Origin of the sequence: Ruegeria sp. HKCCD6604, from assembly GCF_013110635.1 — a bacterium.
Classification (GTDB): domain Bacteria; phylum Pseudomonadota; class Alphaproteobacteria; order Rhodobacterales; family Rhodobacteraceae; genus Ruegeria.
This window is the reverse complement of the sequence record NZ_WVQW01000006.1, coordinates 146,587-167,335: the sequence shown is the minus strand read 5'-3', so window position 1 is coordinate 167,335 and position 20,749 is coordinate 146,587. Positions and strand designations below refer to the sequence as shown.

The following is a 20,749-nucleotide window of genomic DNA, read 5'->3' as shown; positions in this document are numbered from 1 at the left end:
AGGCGTTAGTTCGTGTTTGTTTCTGCCTGCGCTTCAAGGGCGGCATAGCCCTCTGGCAGGTCGATTTCGTAGAATGTATACGACAGCGTGATCGTATGAACATACTTTGCTTCAAGATCTTCGACCATTTCAGGATCGACGAAGAAGGTCACCGGCATCTCTACCCGCTCGCCGGGTTGCAGCACCTGCTCTTCAAAGCAGAAACAGGCAATCTTTTGAAAATACCCGCCTGCCGAATAGGGTGCCACATTGTACGAGGCCTGACCCGCTATTGGACGATCCGTTGGGTTGTAGGCCTCATAGAAAGCCAGTCCAGTCTCGCCGATGCGCACTTCCATCTCGCGAACGACCGGTTTGAATTCCCAGGCCATGTTTTTGGCCTTGGACGCATCAAACCGTACGGTGACCGTGCGGTCCAGAATGTCTTCGGGGGCGGCTTCGGCCACACCGGTTGTACCGCCAAATCCGGTCACGCGGCAGAACCAGTCGTAGAATGGTACCGCCGCCCAGGCCAGGCTGCCCATCAGGACAACCACACCCACGGTTTGAGCGACCGTTTTCTGTGGACCAGACAAAGCCATCAGTTCTGGACCTCCTGTGTGGCCATATTGAAATCAGTGCCCGAGACCTTGACGATCGTCAGGCCAAAAATGATCACGATAAAGGCAACCAGTGTCACTCCAACGCCCAGATTGCGGCTGAACCGTCGCTGATGCAGTTCATGGCTTTTGCGCAGGCTCATGACCATCCTCCCAAACCATAGGGTTTCAGCAAGGCTTCGGCCAGAATAGCGCCGAAATGCAGGAAGAGGTAGAGCAGCGAAAGCTTGAAAAAGCTGCGTTCGACCTTGAAATTATCGGCCTCCGAGTCATCCTCGGTCCGACGCGAAATTTGCCAGGCGCCGCGCAGGAACAACGCGTTCAACACCAAAGCCACGGTCAGATAGATGGGACCACCGATGCCAGAGAATGCGGTTCCCACCGCCAGTATCGCCAGCAGGGCCGTATAGACGAGAATGTGTACACGCGTTGCACGGCGGCCGTGAGTCACAGTCAGCATGGGCACGCCCGCATCGTCATAGTCCGAGCGCATGAACAGGGCCAGAGCCCAGAAATGCGGCGGTGTCCACATGAAGGTCAGGGCGAACATCAGCCACGGTTCAACCGCCATGGACCCTGTTGCGGCCACCCAGCCGATCACCGGAGGGAAAGCGCCCGCCGCACCACCGATCACGATGTTCTGCGGCGTCGAGCGCTTCAGCCACATCGTGTAGACAACAACATAGAAAAAAATTGTGAAGCCCAGAAACGCACCCGCGAACCAATTGGTCGCAAGGCCCAGCATGATCACCGACAGGCCCGACAGGGTCAGGCCGATGGCCATCGCCTCACCCTCTTCCACCTTGCCGGAGGGGATCGGTCGACCTTTGGTGCGTTTCATCACCTTGTCGATATCCGCATCCCACCACATGTTCAGCGCACCCGATGCGCCGCCGCCGATGGCGATGAACAGAATGGCGCAGAACCCGACAAAGGGATGGACCGGAACCGGGGCCGCCAGCAGACCGACCAGAGCCGTGAACACGACCAGAGACATCACGCGCGGCTTCAGCAAGGCGAAGTAATCGCCAAAGCTGGCCTCGTCCGCGTGGGCGGTCGCTGTGCTGGCATTGATGCTTGCGTCGGTCATCTCGGGTCCTTTTGGGGCGAAAGCTGCGCGGTCAGCCCGCACAGCCTGCATTTCGTGTCAGGCGGGCTTCAACCCGCCCTCAGTGTGCTCAGTTCGATGCAACCTGATAGCTTTGCGGCAAACCGGCATATTCTTCGATCGCGCCTTGCAGCCACTGGTCATACGCTTCCTGGCTGACGACTTTCACGGTGATTGGCATATAGGCGTGGTCTTTGCCGCAGAGTTCCGAACACTGACCGAAGTAGATGCCTTCCTTCTCGGCCTCGAACCACAGTTCCGCTAGACGCCCGGGCACGCCATCCTGCTTTACGCCGAAGGATGGGATGGTCCAGGAGTGAATCACATCAGATGCGGTAACCTGCATCACGATAACCTTGCCAACCGGAACAACAACGGCAGTGTCCGTGGCCAGCAGCCATTCGTCATCGCTGTAACCCGCATCTGCCAGCTTCGCGCGCATGGCATCGTCAAGCACAAACGGGGTCACGTCGGCGTCAGCCGGGCGCGCGCCCTCGTCCAGAGTGGCCGGATGGCCCAGCAGGTAGCTGTCGAAGGCAAAATCGTGATCAACATATTCATAGGTCCAATACCACTGGTTGCCCACGACTTTGATGGTGATATCGCCTTCCGGGATCTCCTGCTGTTTGAACAGAACCGGCAGCGAAAACGCACCGATGAAGACCAGAATCAGGATGGGGCCAAGGGTCCATGCAATCTCAACCGGGGTATAGTGCGAAAAACGTGCCGGTTTCGGGTTAACGCGTTCGTTGTAACGCACGATGCAATAAACCAGCAGGCCGGCAACCAGCAGGCAGATAACGGTGATGATCACCAGAATCATGCCGTCCAGACGCTGAATTCCTGTGGCAAGGCTGGTGGCTGCCGGCTGAAAGCCCATACCGCCGTCAACCGGTTTGCCAATAATCTCAAGCTCCTGAGCCATGGCTGGAAGGCTGGAGAGGGCTGTCATAAACCCTGAAAGCATCAAAGCATTCTTCATGTTCTGTCCTGATCGTTTGATCTTTGCGTCCCTGGCGAAAAGGTGTGAATCGGTCGCACCTCTCCCGTTGTCTTTGGCCGCGTTAAAAACCATATTCCGTCGGGTAGATAAAGCAAAATGCTTGCGTCAAACAGACGCTATTTTTGATCTGGATCAAACCCGAAAGGTCCCAACCCATGACCGACGCCCCGTTTCGCCCGTTTGAAAGCGCTCTACCGCACGATGAAGCGCTTGCCATTTTGCGCTCGGCCACGGACGGTGCCGAGGACGGAGAGCTGTTTGTCGAGCGGCGAAAATCCGAGTCTCTCGTGTTCGATGACGGCCGTCTGCGCACCGCGTCTTACGATGCGTCGGAAGGGTTCGGGCTGCGTGCCGTACAAGGTGAAGTGGCTGGATATGCGCATTCCACAGACGTTTCGATTCCTGCCCTGAAACGGGCGGCGGAAACGGCAAGACTGGCTGTCGGGGATGGCGGCGGGGTCTTGGCGGATGCTCCGCGCTCCACCAATACGCGCCTCTACACGGACGAAGACCCGATTGATTCTGCCGCGTTCCCGGTCAAGATCGAGACATTGCGTGAGATCGACGCCTTCGCCCGCGATCTGGACCCGCGTGTGGTTCAGGTCAGCGCCACGATCGCGGCAGCCGTGCAAGAAATCGAGATTCTGCGCCCTGACGGTGTGATGGTTCGCGATGTGCGCCCCATGACCCGCGTGAACGTGTCGGTCATTGTCGAACAAAACGGACGCCGCGAAAGCGGATCCGCCGGTGGTGGTGGCCGGGTTGGCCTGAGCGGGTTGATCGAACCCGCCGACTGGCAGGCCAAGGCCCGCGAAGCCCTGCGTATCGCATTGGTCAACCTGGACGCAGTTCCTGCGCCGGCCGGCGTGATGGAAGTCGCATTGGGCCCCGGCTGGCCCGGCATCCTGCTGCACGAGGCCATCGGGCATGGGTTGGAAGGAGACTTTAACCGCAAGGGGAGTTCGGCCTTTGCCGGGCTGATGGGGCAGCGGATCGCCTCCAAGGGTGTGACCGTGGTGGATGACGGGACGATCCCGGATCGTCGCGGCTCGATCACAGTGGATGATGAGGGCACGCCCAGCTCGCGCACCGTGCTGATCGAAGACGGCATCCTGACCGGCTACATGCAGGACCGGCAGAATGCGCGCCTGATGGGCGTGTCCCCCACCGGCAATGGACGCCGGCAAAGCTATGCGCACAAACCGATGCCGCGCATGACCAACACGATCATGCTGGGCGGCGATGCCAACCCGGCGGATCTGGTGGCCGAGATCAAGGACGGCATCTGGGCGGTTGGATTCGGCGGCGGTCAGGTGGACATCACCAATGGCAAGTTCGTTTTCTCGTGCACCGAAGCGTATCGTGTCGAAAACGGCAAAATCGGCGCGCCGGTCAAGGGCGCCACGTTGATCGGTGACGGGCCATCGGCCTTGAAACGTATCCGAGGGCTGGGCAACGATATGGCGCTGGACCCGGGCATGGGAACCTGTGGCAAGGACGGACAATGGGTGCCGGTAGGTGTTGGCCAGCCGACCGTCCTTATGGACGGGCTGACTGTCGGTGGTTCGGCCGCCTGAGTCGGACGCGGCGCAGTCCAAGAGGCGCAGGGTTAACCCAGCGTCTCTTTTTTCCGAAGATCGCCTTAGGTGACCAAAGCGCCCTTTCTAATTGAGCATTATTTATTTTACTTATTATCAATGTGTTATGTGCTTTCCCCCGACAGAATTGCAAAAAATCACTTCTAATTTTCAACGATTCACAAGCTGTTAACTGCCTGTCCCGTAAACCAGTTCTGCAACAAGGCGGAGCAACGGATGACCGAAGAGCAGCTTTCTTCCAATCACCCCCCACTCCCACCCACCACGGAAGAGGACCGGTTCTCGTGGCTTCGTCTGTTGCGTTCTCGCAAGGTCGGTCCGGTGACATTTCGTCGGCTGCTTCGCGAACATGGCTCAGCGCAGAACGCGCTGGCCGCGCTGCCTGAAATGGCACGCGCCGCCGGTATAAAAGGGTATGAAACCTGCCCCCCCGGCGTGATCGAGGCGGAACTCAGGGCCGCAAAAGCCGCTAAAGCGCGGCTTTTGTGCCTTGGGTCCGCTGAATTCCCCGCGGCCCTGGCTGAACTGAACGAAGCCCCGCCGCTGCTTTGGGCGATCGGAGACGTTTCGCTGCTGCAAAAACCAGCAATTGCGATGGTCGGCGCGCGAAACTGTTCCTCGCTCGGCGCGCGGATGGCACGTGGCCTGGCCACCGAACTGGGCAGCAAAGGGCACGTTATCGTCTCGGGCTTGGCGCGTGGCATCGATACAGCCGCGCATATGGCCGCGCTGGAAACCGGCACGGTGGCAGTCATGGCCGGTGGCGTTGATGTGATCTATCCGGCCGAAAACACGGAACTGGCCCATGACATCGCGTCCCGCGGCTTGCGGATTTCGGAACAACCGATGGGCGTGACACCCCAGGCCCGGCACTTTCCACGCCGAAATCGGATCATTTCGGGGCTTGCGCAGGCGGTTGTCGTCGTCGAGGCTGCCGCCAAGTCCGGCAGTCTGATCACGGCACGGGACGCACTGGATCAGGGGCGCGAGGTTCTGGCCGTTCCCGGCCATCCATTCGATGCGCGGGCCGCCGGCTGCAATCTGTTGATTCGTGATGGCGCCGCACTTGTCCGATCCACTGAAGACGTTATTGAAGCCTTGCCGAGGCAGGACGACCTGTTTTCCCGGCCAATCGAACCGCCCTCGGGACCAATCGCGCGTCCCGCAAGAGACCTGCACGAGCAAATCATCGCGCGGCTTGGCCCCTCACCCATCGCCGAAGATCAATTGCTGCGGGATATCGCGGCTTCGGCCGGTGAGCTTGGACCGGCGCTGATCGACCTTGAACTTGACGGGCGAATCCAGCGTCAGCCCGGAGGTCTGCTGTCGCTGGCAAGTTGATCGTACCCTCGTACCGGCGTGCCCGGTTTCTGAAGATCGGTGGTAGCGCACTGAAATCACGGCGCTTTTCCACCGGCGAAAGGAACGCATTGACAATTCCTGCTTGCCCCACACATTTTGCACCACCATAGAAGGCGCCAAATTCGTCGAGCGAGGTTTCCCCTTAAATGCCCGTAGTTGTTGTAGAATCTCCGGCCAAAGCAAAAACAATCAATAAATACCTGGGCCCCGACTACACGGTTCTGGCCTCTTACGGCCATGTGCGGGACCTGCCGCCAAAGGATGGATCGGTCGATCCCGAACATGACTTCTCGATGAAATGGGAGGTCGGCAACGACAGCCGCAAGCATGTCAAGGCCATTGCCGACGCGTTGAAAGAAGACAATGCGCTGATCCTCGCCACCGACCCCGACCGCGAGGGCGAGGCGATCAGCTGGCACCTGCAAGAGGCGTTGACCAAACGCCGCTCGATCAAGAAGGATACGCCCGTCAGCCGCGTCACCTTCAACGCCATCACCAAGGACGCCGTGACCGAGGCGATGCAGAACCCGCGTCAGGTCGATATGCCGTTGGTCGAGGCCTATCTGGCCCGCCGCGCGCTGGATTATCTGGTTGGGTTCAACCTGTCTCCGGTTTTGTGGCGCAAACTGCCAGGTGCGAAATCGGCAGGTCGCGTGCAATCCGTCTGTCTGCGCCTGATCGTCGAACGCGAAATGGAAATCGAGGCATTCAAGCCGGTGGAATACTGGTCGGTTCGGGCGCTGTTCGAGACACCGCGCGGGCAGACCTATGAGGCGCGTCTGGTCACGCTGGCCGGCAAGAAGCTGGACAAGCACGATCTGGCCAATGCGACGCAGGCCGAGCTTGCGGTTCAGGCCATCACCAGCCGCGCGCTGAGCGTGACTTCGGTCGAGGCCAAGCCCGCCGCCCGCAACCCCAGCGCGCCGTTCATGACATCGACCCTGCAACAGGAAGCCAGCCGCAAGTTCGGCATGGGCGCGCGCCACGCAATGCAGGTGGCGCAGCGGCTTTATGAGGCCGGGTACATTACCTATATGCGGACCGATGGCATCGACATGGCGCCCGAGGCCGTGGCCGCGACCCGCGAAACAATCGCGGATCGATACGGCGCTGAATATGTACCGGACAGCCCGCGCATGTATAAGAACAAGGCCAAGAACGCTCAGGAAGCGCACGAGTGTATCCGCCCGACGGATATGTCGCGCGATGCCAAGGCGCTGAAAGTGACAGACGAGGATCAGCGCAAGCTTTATGATCTGATCTGGAAACGCACCATCGCCTGTCAGATGGCTGCCGCGCGTCTGGAGCGCACCACCGTCGAGATCGGCAGCGACGACGGTCAGGTCGGCCTTCGCGCCACGGGCCAGGTGGTCATGTTCGATGGGTTCATGCGGGTATACGAAGAAGGCCGGGATGACGTCGCGGACGAGGATGAAAAGCGCCTGCCACAGATCACGCAGGGCGATCCGGCCCGTTTTGCCAAAGCCTCTCTGAAGGATCAGTTTGCCAAGGCGACCAGCGAAAGCGGCGACAAGATCGCGAAAGAAGCAATCCTGTCCGAGAACGAAGCCGTTCTGGCCCTTCAACACCACACCCAACCGCCCCCGCGCTATACCGAAGCGACACTGGTCAAAAGGATGGAAGAGCTGGGGATCGGGCGCCCATCAACCTATGCGTCGATCGTAACGACGATCCAAGACCGGGAATATGTCCGCAAGGACAAGAACAGACTGATCCCCGAGGAAAAAGGCCGGATCGTCACGATCTTCTTGCTGAATTTCTTCCGGCAGTATGTGGGGTATGAATTCACTGCCAATCTGGAAAAAGAACTGGATGACGTCAGCGCCGGGGAGCGCGACTACAAGGACCTGCTGGGCAAGTTTTGGCGTGATTTTTCAGCCGCGATTGGCGAGACATCCGAACTGCGGATATCGGAAGTGTTGGACAAGCTCGACGAAGCTCTGGCTCCGCAGCTCTACCCGCCGCGCGAGGATGGGTCCGATCCGCGTATCTGCCCGAAATGCGGCACCGGTCAGTTGCACCTGAAGACCTCTCGTACGGGTGGGTTCGTTGGATGCGGAAACTATCCGGAATGTACCTATACGCGCCCGATTGCCGGTGAAGGCGCGGAAGGTGACGAAAGGCTGCTGGGCGAAGATGCCGGGGATGAGATCTGGTTGAAATCCGGCCGCTTCGGTCCTTACGTTCAACGGGGCGAACCCACGCCCGAGAACAAAAAGCCCCCGCGCGCATCCCTTCCGCGCGGGTGGAGCAAGGATGACATGGATCTGGAAAAGGCGCTGACGCTACTGTCCCTGCCTCGTCAGATCGGCGAACACCCCGAAGGCGGCATGATCAGCGCGAATTTCGGGCGGTTCGGGCCTTACCTGATGCATCAGCTGCCGGAGGAGCCGAAGCCGGTCTATGCTAATCTGAAAGACCCCAATGACGTGTTCGAGATCGGCATGAACCGCGCCGTTGAATTGCTGGCCGAAAAACGGGCAAACCCTGGTCGTGGGCGGCGGGCCGCGGCAAAACCTCTGAAAGAACTGGGTGAGCATCCCGATGGCGGCGCGATGCAGGTTTTGGACGGGCGCTATGGGCCTTATGTGAAATGGGAAAAGGTCAACGCAACGATCCCCAAGGACATCAAACCCGAGGACGTGACGCAGGAAATGGCCATTGAGCTTGTCAACGAGCGCGCTGCCAAGAAAGGCACCAAGAAAAAGGCCACGTCCAAAAAGAAAGCAACCACCAAGAAAGCAACAACCTAGGCTGACAGGTGGTCGGGGTTGAAAAAGCCCCCCCGCAATCGCCGTTTCGGCATTGCGGGAGGGCTGTCAGCGAATTACCTGGGCTGTGGGCCGCACCGGACTTCCAGCGTCGTCTGCCAGTCTTCTGAGCTGCTTGAGCTAGGATAGTAGCCGGGTGCGCTGCCTGAGTTCTGGGCAGCAGCGGTCAGGACATCGATGATCAGGGCTGCATTCTTGTCCACCCCCTGATAGCCGGTATCGCTGGCCAGAACGAAGGCCTCTTTACCCTGCTGTGCGCACCGTGCGTTGGCGGTTGAAATTGCAGATTCAAGTGAAGACTTCTCAGAATAACCGGTTCCTATAACTTTGATCTTGTTATCGTCGAGCGGAAGTACGGTCGCTTGCTCAGGCTCACAGGCTGACATAGCCAAAAGCGCAACACCCGCGACTGTTCCGACCCAAATTCGTTCCATGTTTTCAATCTCCTATAAAGGTACGTCGCTTATGCTGAACCGTCCGGTTCATTGCAACAGCTCATTTCACTGGTAGAAATACCACCTCCTCCTTGGTTTCATTGACTTCCCCGTGACACGGCGGCACAACCAGCCCATCACCATGTCATTGGGGGAGTTTTCCATGAAGAAAGTCTATGCCAATGCCACTGAGGCGCTCGATGGGGTGCTGTCGGATGGCATGCTGATTGCCGCAGGCGGGTTTGGCCTCTGCGGAATTCCGGAACTGTTGCTTGAGGCCATCAGGGACTCGGGCGTCAAAGACCTGAGCTTTGCGTCGAACAATGCCGGTGTGGACGATTTTGGAATCGGCATCCTGTTGCAGACCAAGCAGGTCAAAAAGATGATCAGCTCGTATGTCGGTGAAAACGCCGAGTTCATGCGCCAGTATCTGAGCGGTGAGCTGGAACTGGAATTCAACCCCCAAGGAACATTGGCCGAACGGATGCGCGCCGGTGGCGCGGGCATTCCGGGCTTCTACACCAAGACCGGCGTCGGCACCGTGATCGCCGAAGGGAAAGAGCACAAGGACTTCAACGGCGAGACCTACATTCTGGAAGAAGGCATTTTTGCCGATCTGGCCATCGTCAAAGCCTGGAAGGCTGACGACACCGGCAATCTGGTTTTCCGCAAGACCGCCCGTAATTTCAACGTTCCTGCTGCGACCTGTGGTAAGATCTGCGTTGCCGAAGTGGAAGAGATCGTTCCGCGTGGTTCGCTGGACCCCGACTGCATCCACCTGCCCGGTATCTATGTGCATCGCATCATTCAGGGCGAACACGAAAAGCGCATCGAACAGCGCACCACCCGCAAGAAGGAGGAAGCATAATGCCCTGGGACCGCAATCAGATGGCCGCACGCGCGGCAGAGGAACTGGAAGACGGCATGTATGTGAACCTCGGCATCGGGATCCCGACGCTGGTGGCAAACTATGTGGGTGACAAGGACATCACTCTGCAATCGGAAAACGGCATGCTGGGCATGGGCCCCTTCCCTTTTGAGGGCGAAGAAGACCCGGACCTTATCAATGCAGGCAAGCAGACGATCACCGAACTGTCCCGCACGGCCTATTTCGACAGTGCCACATCCTTCGCCATGATCCGCGGTGGCAAAATCGCTGCGGCGATTCTGGGTGCCATGGAAGTGGATGAGAAGGGCGATCTGGCAAACTGGATGATCCCCGGCAAGCTGGTGAAGGGCATGGGCGGCGCGATGGACCTGGTTGCAGGCGTCGGCCGAGTGATTGTCGTGATGGATCACACCAACAAGCATGGCGACAGCAAGGTCCTGAAGGAATGCACCCTGCCACTGACCGGAAAGGGCGTCGTGGATCGCATTATCACCAATCTTGGTGTGCTGGATGTGGTTGAAGGCGGTCTGAAAATCGTCGAACTGGCGGAAGGTGTCAGCGAAGACGATCTGCGCGCCGCAACGGAAGCGACAATCGTTTCCTGATCAAATGGAAAGGCCCGCCGGATCACGACGGGCCTTATTAGTTGGAAGTCTGAAAAACACAGCCATCGGAAATCAGGTCTGGCGGCGTTGCGCACAAAGCCCGCGCGATCTGAAACGCGGCGAGGACTTTTGGCACGTAGTCTCGAGTTTCAGCATAGGGTGGCACGCCACTGTGTTTGCGTACGGCCCCCTCTCCCGCGTTGTATCCAGCCAATACAAGTATTGGATCATTCCCGAACTCTTCCATCAGCCAGTTGAGGTATTTCACACCGCCCGCAATGTTCTCAGAGGGCTTTAGGCTGTCCTTTACTCCGAATCTCGCCGCTGTCGCGGGCATCAATTGCATGAGCCCCTGTGCGCCTGCGGAACTGACCGCGTCTGCACGTCCGGCCGATTCCACCGAGATGACCGCAAGCACCAGCGCAGGTGAAACATTAGTTCCCACAGTGGAACGGAGGATATCGATCCCGCGTTCCTTTGCGATATCTTGCAGCGATTGTAGTCGCGGTGATCTCACGTTGGTTGCGGCCAGGGCGTTGATCGCTGCGTCAAGCCGCCCGGCCCCGCGTTCATCAATGTGCGGTGAAATCCGGCTCCAGAAAGCCTTGTACGATCCTTTGGGATCTCGTTTGACTTCCGCACCCGGCGCTGGCAGCGGGGCGACTTTGGTACGCGCGATGATTTCCGGGACTACCAGTTCAGTGCCCGTGCTGGGCGCTGAAGGGTTAGCTGCGTGTTCTTCCGGAGTGATCTGCACGGTCACACGCGGACGTTCACCGGGTTTTGGGGCTTTGACGCGCTTGTATACGCCGCGCGGATCTGTCTCGGTCGCATTTACAGATGCGGTGCCCGATATCAGAAACGCCAGCACACCGGCGCATTGAAGTGCGTTCCGGAGGTTCATTTGCCTGCCTCATGTTTTCTTTTTAGGCGATTTGAACCCCGAATCTTCCCGCAAGGCCAGAAAAACAAAGCGAAATGGGGCAGTTTCGCCTCATTTGGCGCAATTTTGCATCGCTATAGAGCCTTTGCTTCAACCGTTGTGATTTTTTTATCTTTTATTTTCATGATGTTATAAAAAATATAACCAAAAAGTTAAGCCGTGCGAAAAAAAATCTGTGTTTGGCCCAATTCCTGCCACGCCCAACGGTCAAACATAGTCCCATACCGAGACGGACATGAGCGGACTGAGAGAGAAAGCTCTGAAAGACGCCTAGGTTTGTTAAACTCTTTTTGATCCTTTAGGAGGGACGTAACATGATCAAGTTCATCAAGAACTTCCGCAAAGACGAAGACGGCGCAGTAACAGTTGACTGGGTTGTTCTGACCGCAGCAGTCATCGGCCTGGCCGCCGTTGCTTATCAGCAGATCTCGGCTGGCGCCACTGGCCTGGCAACCGGCGTAAACGAAGCGCTGAACGCCGCATCGCTGAGCACCGGCAGCAACACCGCGACAGGTGGTATCACCGGCGAAGGCAAAAGCAACTAAGTTGCTGATCTAGAGAATTTCCAAGGCCGCGCTCATCGGGCGCGGCCTTTTTTATGATCTGAAACTGCTCCATCCCAAGTTCGCTGGAGCCTGCCCGAGCGCAAGTTGTGAAGGCAATCGCGACGATCATGGCGTTTTGCTGTAATTGCCGCGTTTCTTCTGCCCCGATCAACTCGACCAACGCGCAAAACCTGCCAGGATTTCCCAATTTCCTTAGGAAATCAATATTTAGCCCAACTTTCGCCATCCATGCGAACCAGTTTTAGGCCAACCTGTTTTTAGCACTGACGCGACGTATTTGGAGATAAGCACATGTTAAGGTTCCTTAATCAGTTCAAATCTGACGAAGCAGGAGCGGTGACAGTTGACTGGGTGGTGTTGACCGCCGTGGTCATAGGATTGTCGGGCGCGACCTACCTTGTAATAAGCTCAAGCGTCGACAGCATGGGCGGCAATATCAACGGGGCCATGAACAGCGCCGTCGTCAGCACCGGCTCGAATACTGCACCGTCTGGTATTATCACGGCGGGAACTGCCGGCGGCGGCGGCTAAGTTGCAGCTGGTGCGCGCTCTGGCTGGTTTCCAAAAACGTCTTGCTTAACCCTTTCGAAGCAAAGCGCTGCGCCCGTTGGGTGCAGCGTTGTTTTGTTACGCTCGGTCCGCTGGCAATCATGGGAAAGGTAACAATAACCATGCGGAATTGTGCGGAAGAAGGCGCAGAAATCTGACAATCAGGCATTTTTGTCCCACATTTCGACACAATTTGCGGTTAGCAAATAGGCTGTTTCAATGTGGTTCCTTGGCCGCTAAGTATTCGACCAAACAAAAGAATGAGGTACACGCATGCGAGCAGTTTTCGGACTTGTCCTGATTGTCGGCGTTGCACTGGCCGGGGGCGCCGTATACATGGCGCGAAACTATATCGCGGCTTACCAAAGTGAACTGGCACGCCAAAGGCTTGCTGCGGAAGAGGCTCTGGCCAATGCCAAAGTCGATGTTGTTCCGACAGTCACTGTATTGGTGTCGAACCGCGCCCTAAAATACGGCGAGCGACTTACCGAGGAAGATATCCGCGCAGTTGACTGGCCGGAAAACGCGATTCCGGAAGGTACATTCACCGAACTCACTGCCCTGTTCCCCGAAAGCGGCGCAAATGAACGTTTCGTTTTGAGGGCAATGGAAAAAGACGAAGCGATCATGGAGGTCAAGATCACTCGTCCAGGCGAAAAGGCCGGCCTGACGTCACGTCTGGAAAAAGGTATGCGTGCCTTCGCGATCAGCGTTGACGTAGCTTCTGGCGTTTCAGGATTCCTGCGGCCCGGCGACAGTGTTGACATCTATTGGACCGGTTCCAGTGGAACCATCGAAGGGAACAGCGGCGGAATTACCCGCCTGATCGAAACCAACGTGCAGCTTATTGCCGTCGATCAGACCGCTGGTTCAGACGTCACCAACACAACCATTGCACGTACAGTCACGGTCGCAGCCACACCTGAACAGGTCGCGGCTTTGGCACAGGCTCAGAACACGGGGCGTCTTTCCTTGGCTCTGGTTGGGGTACAGGATGAGTCCGTTGCCTCTACGATTGAAGTGGATCAGCGCAAGCTGTTGGGAATTCAAGAAGCCGCGCCGGAACCAGAAGCAAAAGCCGAAAGGGTATGCACGACACGTATTCGCCGCGGTGGCGAAATTGTAAATGTGCCTATCCCCTGCACAAATTGACGCCAATTCAGAACGTTACAGGTTCAGAGCCGCGCCCTTGGTGCGGCTCATTTTTTTGCGGATGTTGCCAATTCCCCACATAAGGAAACTTACGGAAACCATTGATTATTGCAATAAATTCGGATTTCGCGCAGTCTCTCCTCCCATAGGGCATAAGACCCAAAAAAACGAGGCGTGATCGGAGAGGCAGGTCACATGACAATACGTACCTGGATCAGCGCAACCCTGCTGGGGTTGTCGCTTGTTATGGGCCCCATTGGCGACACCGCCTGGGCTGAAACTTTGCGCGTGGTGAAAAAAGGGACTGTGGAAACACTGGACGTCCCGATGAACCGCGCAATCGTCGTAGAAAGCGAACAACCTTTCGCAGAGCTCAGCATTGCCAATGCCGGCATTGCAGACATCTCTTCTTTGTCGGAGCGCACGATCTATGTTCTAGGCAAGGCGCCTGGCCTGACCACGCTGACACTGTTTGACGGCGCGGGCAATCTTTTGGCCAATGTCCGCGTCCGGGTCGCACCGGATGTTACAGAATTCAAGGAACGTCTGCGTCAAATCCTGCCCAACGAACCAATCGAGGTTCGCACAGCCAATGATGGCATTGTTTTGTCCGGTACGATCTCCAGCTCGGCCAAACTGGCGCGCGCGCTGGAACTGGCTGAACGGTATGCCCCCGAGCGTGTCTCGAACCTGATGTCGGTCGGTGGTGTGCAGCAGGTCATGCTGAAGGTCCGCTTTGCAGAGATGAACCGCTCGGTCGCCAAAAGCCTGACAGCGTCGCTTGGCTTCGGTGGAAGCGACGTTACCGGAGGCTTTAACACGCTTAACAACCAGTTCGCACTGAACAACGCTTTGGCGAACAACATTCCGGCAGTTCAGGCCAATACCGGTGCCATCCTGTTTGGGTTTGGCGCGGGTTCGACGCAGGTTCGCCTGTTGCTCGAAGCTCTGGAAACCAAGGGGCTGGCCCGCAGCCTGGCCGAGCCGAATCTGTCCGCGCTGTCCGGCCAGGAGGCATCGTTCCTAGCCGGTGGCGAAGTTCCCATCCCGGTACCGCAGGATGACGGCGTTGTGGCCATCGAATACAAGGCCTTCGGCGTTGAAATGGACTTCATCCCACGCGTCGTGGATGGCGATCTGATCAACCTTGAGATGGGCACGGCTGTTTCAAGTATCGACAACAGCTCGGATTTTACCATCAACGGGGATTCGGTTCCTAGCTTCATCACCCGCAGGGCCAAAACAACGATTGAACTTCGCGATGGTGAAAGCTTTGCCATTGCAGGCCTGATCCAGGACGATTTCGCGGATCTGAGCAACCAGATTCCATGGTTGGGGGATGTGCCGGTTCTGGGCGCGTTGTTCCGCAGCGCCAACTACCAGCGCGAGCAAAGTGAACTCGTCGTTATCATCACCGCGCATCTGGTTTCACCGACTCGGGGCGAAACTCTTGCGCTTCCAACCGATCGGGTCAAACCGCCCAGCGAATTTGACTTGTTCTTGAACGGCCAGGTAGCGCGTACACAGCGCACGGGCGCCGGCGGAGCGTCAGAAGTCGCCAAGCAGAACTTCGGCAGCTCCTACGGCTACGTCCTAGATTGATCAGGAGGATAGGACCAATGCATAAGTGGATCATCACACTGGGTCTTTCGGTCGCTGTCGCCGCATGCACCCGCGAGGCCGGGTACGAGATCGATACAGGCACTTTCGGAAACGCGACGCTCAACAACGTCCAGGTACAAAGCGGCGAATTAACCTACGCGCAGATTCTCAGCCGCCGGTTTGCCGCGGATGTACCCAGCCAGGTAAACTTTGCGTTCAACAGCTCGCAACTCGATGCTTCGGCTCAGCGCATTCTTTTGCAACAGGCTGACTGGATCAAGCAGTTCCCCGAGGCCCGGTTCCGCGTTTACGGACATACGGATGCTGTGGGGTCGGCCAGCTACAACAAAAGCCTTGGCCTTCGCCGCGCTCAAGCAGTCGTCGCGTTTTTGGGGCAGCAGGGTATCTCGCGCTCACGGCTTGAGGCGGTGGTATCGTTTGGCAAAACGCAACCGTTGATCGCAACGCAAAACCGGGATCGCAGGAATCGCAGAACGGTCACTGAAGTTTCGGGATTCGTTGATCGCAACCCGCAGCTTCTGGACGGCAAGTACGCTCAGATCATTTACCGCGAATATGTGGAAAGTGCGACCGCTGTAAGCCAGATTCAGGAAGTGAACGCCCAAGACGCTGGCAGCGGTGGATAATACGTTTGAAATGGGCGACATCGTCGCCCATTTCCCTACAATTGGTTCTTTTGCGCCCAATTCTCGCCCAACTTCAAAGCAACATTGTGAACAATAGGGTGACCTGCGGCCAAATTTGACCGTATTGGGGCGACAGCACATCAATCTGGCGGATTTCGTTCATATGACATGCTGAGCCCTCACGACGAGGATAGTGTTTATGACCAGCGCAACGCCGCAAGACGACAATACTGCAATCTTGGCCTGCACCATCAGTCGGGATGTTCAGAATTTCGACCTTCTGATCGAAGACATGGAAGCCATCTTGGGCGAACGCTGGGGAGATCTGGGATTTGCAGAAGCGTTGGCCTTTTTCAGCCAACCCGAAGCTGAAACGCTGGAATTCGTAGCACTGGCGATCGACGGAGAAGACGAAGACAACCTTTCTCTGCTAGGTGAGATAATCACTCAAGCCAATGAAAAGAAAGTAAAAGTTGTTCTGATCGCCGAGGATGTTACTCCGGCATCCCTGCACCAACTGTTGCGCAAGGGTGCTGACGAGTTCGTGCCCTATCCTCTTCCCGAAGGCGAATTGCAGGAAGCCATTGAGCGTATGAAGCAGCCCGACCCGGTTGCCGTTGCGCAAGCAGCCGCCGTTCCTTTGGCCGGCGGCGCGTCCAAGGAAGGCGCACTGTTTGTCGTTCAGGGCCTGGCAGGTGGCGTCGGCGCAACGACACTGGCCGTTAACCTGGCCTGGGAACTGGCATGTGCCTCTGACAAAGACGCGCCGACCGTGTGTCTGATCGATCTGGACCTGCAATACGGGACCGTTTCCACCTATCTGGATCTGCCGCGACGAGAGACCGTGTTTGAAATGCTGTCGGACACCGATGCGATGGACAGCGAAGTATTCTCGCAAGCCCTTCAAACATATGAAGAAAAGCTTCAGGTTTTAACCGCACCCTCCGATATGGTGCCACTGGACTTGATCACTCCGGAAGACATTCAGCGCGTGATCGACATGGCGCGCGCGCATTTCGACTATGTCATTGTCGACATGCCAAAAACGCTGGTCCTGTGGTCGGAAACAGTTTTGCAGGCCGCCCATGTGTATTTCGCCCTGATCGAGCTGGACATGCGGTCCGCCCAGAATGCCCTGCGCCTGAAGCGTGCGTTGCAGGCAGAGGAACTGCCATTCAACAAGCTGCGTTTTGCGTTGAACCGAGCGCCGAAATTTACCGATCTGAACGGGAAAAGCCGCGTGAAACGCATGGGGGAAAGTCTTGGAATCTCCATCGACCTGCTGCTGCCTGATGGTGGCAAACCGGTCATGCAAAGTGGGGATCATGGTCTGCCTCTGGCAAATGCGGCCGCCAAGAACCCGTTGCGCCGGGAAATCGCAAAGCTGGCGAAGTCGCTTCACAGCCTCGGCAGCAGTGCCGAAGAAGCTGCGTAACATCATCCCAAAGGGGGGATAAGCCGTGTTTTCAAGATACAAAAAGCAACCTGCAGCGCAGCCCGTCAAAACGCCGGCACAACCGGCTGAAACAGCGGCATCTTCTGCACAGGCGACACCTGTTGCGACCGCGGTGGCACGCAAACCCGTGAAAAAGATTGCAGGTGAGGTCGCAAGTTCAGACAAAGACCGCAAACGCAAGGAGCGGTTGGGTGAGATCAAGATCGAACTGCACCGTGAACTGCTGGAAAACCTGAACCTGGCCGCGCTGGAAAACGCCGGCGAAGCCGAGTTGCGCACTGAAATCAGTGCTATCGCCAGTGAAGTTCTGGAAACACGAAACATTGTTCTGAACCGCGAAGACCGGTCCCAACTGAACAAGGAACTGTATGACGAGGTGACGGGCCTTGGCCCGCTTGAGGCGCTGCTTCAGGACGATTCGGTCAACGATATTCTGGTGAATGGTCCACAACAGATTTTTGTGGAACGTGCCGGCAAGCTGGAACTCAGCGACATTACCTTCAAGGATGAAAAGCACCTGATGCGGATCATCGACAAGATCGTGTCCGCCGTGGGCCGCCGCGTCGATGAATCCAACCCGTATGTTGACGCCCGTCTGGCCGATGGATCGCGTTTCAATGCCATGGTGCCTCCGATCGCGGTGGACGGATCGCTTGTTTCCATTCGTAAATTCAAGAAAGACAAGCTGGGAATTGACGACCTGGTCAATTTCGGTGCGTTCACCGAAGAAATGGCCGCATATTTGCAGGCCGCCGTGTCCACCCGACTGAATATCATCGTTTCCGGGGGTACGGGTTCGGGTAAAACAACCACGCTCAACGCCCTGTCCAGCTTCATCGACGATGCCGAGCGGATCCTGACCATCGAGGACACGGCGGAACTTCAGCTGCAACAGACACATGTGGGTCGGATGGAAAGCCGCCCGCCCAACGTGGAAGGCAAAGGTGAAGTCAGCCCGCGCGACTGTCTGAAAAACGCCCTGCGTATGCGTCCTGACCGCATCATCGTGGGTGAGACACGCGGCGCCGAGGTCATCGACATGTTGCAGGCCATGAACACCGGTCACGACGGATCGATGACCACGATTCACGCCAACTCGGCCCGTGACGGCATTTCACGTCTGGAAAACATGATCGCGATGGCCGGGATCGAAATGCCGATCAAGGCGGTCCGCAGTCAGATCGCCTCGGCTGTGAACCTGATCGTGCAGGCCAGCCGCCTACAGGACGGTTCACGCCGGATGACCTCGATCACCGAGATCACCGGGATGGAAGGGGACGTGATTTCCATGCAGGAAATCTTTCGTTTTCAACGCGTTGGCCTGACACCAGACAACAAGATCATCGGGCATTTCACCGCCACTGGCGTCCGCAGCCACTATTCGGAACGGTTCCGTCTGTGGGGCTTTGACTTGCCAGCGTCCATCTACGACCCAACCACAATGTAGGAGAACCAGGTATGCAATTGCCTATGGAGGCGATCATTTATGTCGCCATCTTTGTGGGGGTTCTTGCCTTGGTCGAGGGCATCTATCTTGTCGCCTTCGGCAAGTCCATCAGCCTGAACAGCCGGGTCAACCGACGCCTGGATATGCTGGAAAAAGGTGCCGGACGCGAACAGGTGCTGGAGCAGCTGCGCAAAGAGATGCAGCAGCATATGAAATCGCAGAGCATTCCTCTGTACTCACTTCTTGCTGACAAGGCGCAAAAGGCTGCAATCGCGTTCTCTCCCCGTCAATTGATCATGATCATGGGTCTGGTATCAGCCATGGCCTTTGTCGGTTTGAGCATTGGCACCGCTACGGACACGGCACTTCGTATCGTTGTTTCCATCGCAATCGGCATCGGCGGCGTTTACGCCTGGGTCAACCACAAGGCCAAGAAACGCATGGGTATGATTGAAGAACAACTGCCCGATGCGGTTGAGCTGATGGTTCGATCTCTGCGTGTTGGCAATCCATTTGTGTCGACGATTCAGGTGGTTGCAAACGAAGTTCAGGATCCGCTGGGAACCGAATTTGGCGTTATCGCTGATGAATGTGCCTATGGTCGCGATGTGGGCGAGGCGCTGAAGGACATGGCTGAACGATTGGACATGCAGGATATGCGCTTTCTTGCCGTAGCCGTGGGTATTCAGCAGCAATCCGGCGGCAACCTTGCCGAAATTCTGGCCGGATTGGCAAAGGTGATCCGCGCTCGTTTTCGCCTGTTCCGTCGCGTCAAGGCGATTACGGCCGAGGCACAATGGTCCGGCAAGTTCCTGTCCGGGTTTCCCGTTGCCTGTCTGATTTTCATCTTGGTCAAAGATCCGGGCTATTACGACGAGGTGCTGGATCACCCATGGTTTATTCCCGCGTGTTTTGTTGTCGCCATCCTGCTGACATTGAACCTGATCGTCATGAAAATCATCACCAACATCAAGGTCTGAGGGCAGCACAATGGAATTCCTGACCAGCATCAATGACCTGTTAACCCAGCACCTGGGCGAATTCGGCCCCCTTATCATTGTCGGCGTACTTGGCCTGCTTATGGTTCTGGTCGCTGTCACACTGATGATGAAGCAGCCGGAAGATCCCCTGAAGAAACTGCAAAGATCGAATGCGGCTCCTCCAAAGCAGAAAAAAGGGAAGAAAGAGCAGCTTCGAAACTCAAGCCGAAACGAGCAGCTTGAGAAGTTCGCAACATTCCTTGAACCCAAGAACGAAGAAGAATACTCGGCCGTCGAGCTGAAGCTGCGCCAGGCGGGCTACAGGTCGAAGGATTCGGTTCGGTTCTTCCACTTTGCGCAGTTTTCCTTGGGTATCCTTGGTATTCTCATTGGTGTTCTGCTGGTCACGGTCTTTTCCGGCGGCCAGGAATTTACCGGAACACAGATGATGATCCGGGTGCTTGTCCCCGGCGCGATTGGCTATTTCGCACCAAAATACTGGATCACGCGCCGGGTTGAAGAACGGAAGGAAGCAATTACCGCTGGCTTTCCTGATACGCTCGATTTGATGCTGGTCTGTGTCGAGGCCGGTCAATCGCTTGATCAGGCCATCGTTCGCGTTGCCAGCGAAATGAGTGCGTCTTATCCGGATATCGCGCAGGAATTCGAAACTGTCGCGCACGAAATGAAGGCTGGTAAGGATAAGGATACAGTCCTGCGTGATTTCGGCGTGCGATGTGGTGTGCAGGATGTGAACTCTTTTGTCACCGTCATGATCCAATCGGCGACATTTGGTACATCGATTGCCGAGGCATTGCGGGTTTACGCCGGCGAGATGCGCGACAAACGCGTGATGCGCGCCGAGGAGGCCGCGAACAAGTTGCCGACCAAGATGACTCTTGTCACAATGATGCTGACGGTCCCGCCGCTGCTGATTATTCTGGTTGGCCCGTCGGCGAATGTTATTTCGAGTTTTGGACGCTAGGTCGGATAGAACCATATGAAAGCTGAATTCAG

Annotated in this window: 20 protein-coding genes; 14 read left to right on the top strand and 6 right to left on the bottom strand. The window is 57.0% G+C overall.

Features of this window, described 5'->3' with window-relative positions:
• Positions 1 to 5: 5 nt before the first annotated feature.
• The 4 genes from GS614_RS15150 to coxB all read right to left on the bottom strand — a co-directional run bounded on the left by GS614_RS15150 (position 6) and on the right by coxB (position 2,689).
• Entirely contained in the window at positions 6 to 581 is a 576-nt protein-coding gene (locus GS614_RS15150; protein WP_152457260.1) for a cytochrome c oxidase assembly protein, read from the bottom strand.
• Positions 581 to 742, bottom strand: coding sequence for a hypothetical protein (locus GS614_RS15145; RefSeq protein ID WP_171726695.1), 162 nt, complete (start codon positions 740 to 742; stop codon positions 581 to 583). The genes GS614_RS15150 and GS614_RS15145 overlap by 1 nt, the downstream gene beginning before the upstream one ends.
• A complete protein-coding gene (cyoE, locus tag GS614_RS15140; protein WP_152457259.1) occupies positions 739 to 1,689 on the bottom strand; it encodes a heme o synthase in 951 nt (316 codons plus the stop codon). The genes GS614_RS15145 and cyoE overlap by 4 nt, the downstream gene beginning before the upstream one ends.
• A gap of 88 nt (positions 1,690 to 1,777) precedes the next feature.
• Positions 1,778 to 2,689, bottom strand: coding sequence for a cytochrome c oxidase subunit II (coxB, locus tag GS614_RS15135; protein ID WP_152457258.1), 912 nt, complete (start codon positions 2,687 to 2,689; stop codon positions 1,778 to 1,780).
• Positions 2,690 to 2,865: 176 nt separating this feature from the next.
• Here coxB and tldD point away from each other — a divergent pair, with 176 nt between their 5' ends.
• From tldD to topA, 3 genes are all read left to right on the top strand, one after another.
• A complete protein-coding gene (gene tldD / locus GS614_RS15130; protein ID WP_171726694.1) occupies positions 2,866 to 4,287 on the top strand; it encodes a metalloprotease TldD in 1,422 nt (473 codons plus the stop codon).
• Positions 4,288 to 4,524: 237 nt separating this feature from the next.
• On the top strand, positions 4,525 to 5,649 hold the full coding sequence (gene dprA / locus GS614_RS15125; RefSeq protein ID WP_171726693.1) for a DNA-processing protein DprA: 1,125 nt from the start codon (positions 4,525 to 4,527) through the stop codon (positions 5,647 to 5,649).
• 167 nt (positions 5,650 to 5,816) lie between these two features.
• Complete coding sequence (gene topA / locus GS614_RS15120; protein ID WP_171726692.1) at positions 5,817 to 8,444, top strand: type I DNA topoisomerase; 2,628 nt, start codon at positions 5,817 to 5,819, stop codon at positions 8,442 to 8,444.
• 74 nt (positions 8,445 to 8,518) lie between these two features.
• Here the strand turns inward: topA and GS614_RS15115 are convergent, their stop codons facing one another.
• Positions 8,519 to 8,896 carry a hypothetical protein gene (locus GS614_RS15115; protein ID WP_171205640.1) on the bottom strand — a complete coding sequence of 126 codons (378 nt, stop codon included), beginning with the start codon at positions 8,894 to 8,896 and terminating at the stop codon, positions 8,519 to 8,521.
• A 163-nt stretch (positions 8,897 to 9,059) separates the two neighbouring features.
• Here GS614_RS15115 and GS614_RS15110 point away from each other — a divergent pair, with 163 nt between their 5' ends.
• Positions 9,060 to 9,764 carry a CoA transferase subunit A gene (locus GS614_RS15110; protein WP_152457253.1) on the top strand — a complete coding sequence of 235 codons (705 nt, stop codon included), beginning with the start codon at positions 9,060 to 9,062 and terminating at the stop codon, positions 9,762 to 9,764.
• Entirely contained in the window at positions 9,764 to 10,390 is a 627-nt protein-coding gene (locus GS614_RS15105; RefSeq protein ID WP_171616284.1) for a 3-oxoacid CoA-transferase subunit B, read from the top strand. The genes GS614_RS15110 and GS614_RS15105 overlap by 1 nt, the downstream gene beginning before the upstream one ends.
• 37 nt (positions 10,391 to 10,427) lie before the next feature.
• On the opposite strand, the gene GS614_RS15100 is transcribed toward GS614_RS15105, so the two are convergent.
• The gene (locus GS614_RS15100; protein WP_171726691.1) at positions 10,428 to 11,294 is read right to left on the bottom strand and encodes a lytic transglycosylase domain-containing protein; all 867 of its coding nucleotides are present in this window, start codon (positions 11,292 to 11,294) and stop codon (positions 10,428 to 10,430) included.
• Positions 11,295 to 11,647: 353 nt separating this feature from the next.
• Between GS614_RS15100 and GS614_RS15095 the strand changes: the two genes are divergently transcribed.
• The 9 genes from GS614_RS15095 to GS614_RS15055 all read left to right on the top strand — a co-directional run bounded on the left by GS614_RS15095 (position 11,648) and on the right by GS614_RS15055 (position 20,717).
• Positions 11,648 to 11,878, top strand: coding sequence for a Flp family type IVb pilin (locus GS614_RS15095; protein WP_117869713.1), 231 nt, complete (start codon positions 11,648 to 11,650; stop codon positions 11,876 to 11,878).
• A 312-nt stretch (positions 11,879 to 12,190) separates the two neighbouring features.
• Entirely contained in the window at positions 12,191 to 12,430 is a 240-nt protein-coding gene (locus tag GS614_RS15090; protein ID WP_152457250.1) for a hypothetical protein, read from the top strand.
• Positions 12,431 to 12,721: 291 nt separating this feature from the next.
• Positions 12,722 to 13,600: a Flp pilus assembly protein CpaB gene (cpaB, locus tag GS614_RS15085; RefSeq protein ID WP_152457249.1), complete on the top strand. Its 879-nt coding sequence runs from the start codon at positions 12,722 to 12,724 to the stop codon at positions 13,598 to 13,600.
• A gap of 195 nt (positions 13,601 to 13,795) precedes the next feature.
• Positions 13,796 to 15,202, top strand: a complete 1,407-nt coding sequence (locus tag GS614_RS15080; protein ID WP_152457248.1) for a type II and III secretion system protein family protein — start codon at positions 13,796 to 13,798, stop codon at positions 15,200 to 15,202.
• A 17-nt stretch (positions 15,203 to 15,219) separates the two neighbouring features.
• Positions 15,220 to 15,849 (top strand): OmpA family protein, encoded by a 630-nt coding sequence (locus tag GS614_RS15075; RefSeq protein ID WP_152457247.1) that lies wholly within the window; start codon positions 15,220 to 15,222, stop codon positions 15,847 to 15,849.
• Positions 15,850 to 16,048: 199 nt separating this feature from the next.
• On the top strand, positions 16,049 to 17,284 hold the full coding sequence (locus tag GS614_RS15070; RefSeq protein WP_152457246.1) for an AAA family ATPase: 1,236 nt from the start codon (positions 16,049 to 16,051) through the stop codon (positions 17,282 to 17,284).
• 25 nt (positions 17,285 to 17,309) lie between these two features.
• Positions 17,310 to 18,752: a CpaF family protein gene (locus tag GS614_RS15065; RefSeq protein ID WP_152457245.1), complete on the top strand. Its 1,443-nt coding sequence runs from the start codon at positions 17,310 to 17,312 to the stop codon at positions 18,750 to 18,752.
• An 11-nt stretch (positions 18,753 to 18,763) separates the two neighbouring features.
• On the top strand, positions 18,764 to 19,732 hold the full coding sequence (locus tag GS614_RS15060) for a type II secretion system F family protein (protein ID WP_152457244.1): 969 nt from the start codon (positions 18,764 to 18,766) through the stop codon (positions 19,730 to 19,732).
• A 10-nt stretch (positions 19,733 to 19,742) separates the two neighbouring features.
• The gene (locus GS614_RS15055; protein ID WP_171117514.1) at positions 19,743 to 20,717 is read left to right on the top strand and encodes a type II secretion system F family protein; all 975 of its coding nucleotides are present in this window, start codon (positions 19,743 to 19,745) and stop codon (positions 20,715 to 20,717) included.
• Positions 20,718 to 20,749 lie beyond the last annotated feature (32 nt).